The organism is Nocardia miyunensis NBRC 108239 (assembly GCF_001613065.1).
Taxonomy (GTDB): Bacteria; Actinomycetota; Actinomycetes; order Mycobacteriales; family Mycobacteriaceae; genus Nocardia; species Nocardia miyunensis.
Genome location: NZ_BDBQ01000181.1, coordinates 1 through 2,104, shown reverse-complemented (window position 1 = coordinate 2,104; position 2,104 = coordinate 1). Strand labels below are relative to the sequence as shown.

Here is a 2,104-nt window from a genome sequence, read left to right as displayed (position 1 = left end):
TGTCGACCAGTGATTTGGCTGTACGGCCCGAGATTTCGGATACACCGGCTGTGGCATCGGCACCGAAAGCTGGTGTGGCGCTGCGGCGTAACTTCTCCGACACGGTCCTGTCGAGCCTGGCGACCCTAGGCCGCGCACTGCGCATGGGCGTGGACGCGATCGGCATCGGCGTCACCGACGCGGTACGGCTGCGGTTCCAGACACACGAAACCCTCACCCAGGCATGGTTCCTGATCAAAGTCACCGCCATCCCCGCCATCCTCATGGCCATCCCCTTCGGCGTCATCGTCTCCACCCAAGTCGGCAACATCGTCTCCCAACTCGGCGCGGACTCCATGATCGGCGCCGCCGGCGGCCTCGGCGTCATCAAACAAGGCGCACCCATGGCCGCGGCCATCATGCTCGGCGGCGCGGGCTCCGCCGCCATCGCCTCAGACCTGGGTGCACGCACCGTCCGCGAAGAAGTCGACGCCATGCGCGTCATGGGCATCGACCCGGTCCAACGCCTCGTCGTCCCCCGCATCGCCGCCATGATGCTCATCGCCCCCATCCTCAACATCCTCATCGTCATCGTCGGTATCGCCTCGGGATTCACCGTCGCGGTCACCGCCCTGAACGTCACCCCCGGCAGCTACTGGCAATCATTCGGCTCGTTCACCACCCCCCTGGACATCTGGGTCTCCCTGATCAAAGCACTCCTCTTCGGCTTCCTCGTCGTCATCATCGCCTGCCAACGCGGCCTCGAAGCCAAAGGCGGACCCCGCGGCGTCGCCGACGGCGTCAACGCCGCCGTCGTCATGTCCATCGCCGCGGTCACCATCCTCAACACCGCCATCACACAAGTAGTCACCATGTTCTTCCCCGTCAGGATGGCCTGATGACCGCCACCCCCTACACACCCGCCGGACTACAGTGGATCAACCGACTCCGCCGCCGCGTCCACCCCCTCACCCCCATCGAATCCATCGGATTCGTCCTCGGGTTCATCTGGCAAGTGCTCTCCACCATCCCCCACACCCTCATCCACTACCGACGCCACACCATCACCGTCATCACCGACATGACCTGGGGACGCGGATCAGTCATCATCGGCGGCGGCGTCGTCCCACTCATGCTGCTCATGGGCACCGCCATGGGCGCCTCCATCGGCATCGAAGCCTACAGCGCCCTGAACCTGCTGTCCCTGGGCCAACTCAGCGGCCTGATCTCCGCCTTCGGCGTCACCCGCGAACTCGCCCCCATCGCCGCCGGAGTCGGCTTCGCCGCCCAAGCCGGATGCCGCATGACCGCCGAAATCGGCTCCATGCGCATCTCCGAAGAAATCGACGCCCTCGAATCACTCGGCGTCCGCTCAGTCCCCTTCGTCGTCACCACCCGCGTCATCGCCGGAATCATCGCCGTGGCACCAGCATTCGTCGTCGCACTCATCCTCAGCTACTTCTCATGCGAACTCATCGTCACCACCATCCACGCCACCCCCGCAGGCACCTACGACCACTACTTCGACCAATTCGTCCTCGGCTGGGACATCATCGCCGCAACCATCAAAGTCATCGTCTTCGCCATCGCCGTCGTCCTGATCCACTGCTACCAAGGATTCTTCGCCACCGGCGGACCCGAAGGCGTCGGCATCGCCTCCGGACGCGCCATCCGCGCCAGCCTCGTCTCCATCATCGCCCTGGACATGCTCGCCACCATCATCCTCTGGGGATTCCAATCCCCCATCACCTTCACCGGATAACCCCATGCCAGCCTACGCACTACCCGGCACCGAAACCGGACCACAACGCGCCCGAATCCTCGGCACCACCGCGACGATCCTGATACTGCTGACCCTCCTCACCTGGCGGTTGTCCCGCACTCACCACCCACCGACGAAATCCACATCGCCCTGATCACCAACCGCATCGGCGAAGGCATCACACACGGCACCGACGTACGCCTCGACGGCGTCCGCATCGGCACCGTCGACTCCGTCGCCATCGCCACACCAGGCCACCAACGCATCGAACTGAACCTGCTGCACTCACAACTGTTCGGCCTCACCAACACACTCACCGTCGACTACGCACCCGGCAACCTCTTCGGAATCACCGCCCTGCAA

4 protein-coding genes are annotated in these 2,104 nt (G+C 64.4%); all 4 read left to right on the top strand.

Annotated elements, in window-relative coordinates; genetic code table 11:
• Nucleotides 1-32: 32 nt before the first annotated feature.
• On the top strand, nucleotides 33-878 hold the full coding sequence (locus NM2_RS46855; RefSeq protein ID WP_067684276.1) for an MlaE family ABC transporter permease: 846 nt from the start codon (nucleotides 33-35) through the stop codon (nucleotides 876-878).
• Entirely contained in the window at nucleotides 878-1,741 is an 864-nt protein-coding gene (locus NM2_RS46850) for an ABC transporter permease (protein ID WP_067684273.1), read from the top strand. Before NM2_RS46855 ends, NM2_RS46850 begins: the two co-directional genes overlap by 1 nt.
• Nucleotides 1,742-1,745: 4 nt before the next feature.
• On the top strand, nucleotides 1,746-1,895 hold the full coding sequence (locus NM2_RS50070; RefSeq protein ID WP_157122123.1) for a hypothetical protein: 150 nt from the start codon (nucleotides 1,746-1,748) through the stop codon (nucleotides 1,893-1,895).
• Nucleotides 1,844-2,104: MlaD family protein (locus NM2_RS53315; RefSeq protein ID WP_369690379.1), on the top strand; the 261-nt coding region annotated here is incomplete at its 3' end. The genes NM2_RS50070 and NM2_RS53315, both read left to right, overlap by 52 nt.

What these genes read in the sequence shown, in the direction of transcription:
- NM2_RS50070 (WP_157122123.1), top strand. Translation starts at nt 1,746, where the DNA reads ATGCCAGCCTACGCACTACCCGGCACCGAAACCGGACCACAACGCGCC.
- NM2_RS46850 (WP_067684273.1), top strand. Translation starts at nt 878, where the DNA reads ATGACCGCCACCCCCTACACACCCGCCGGACTACAGTGGATCAACCGA.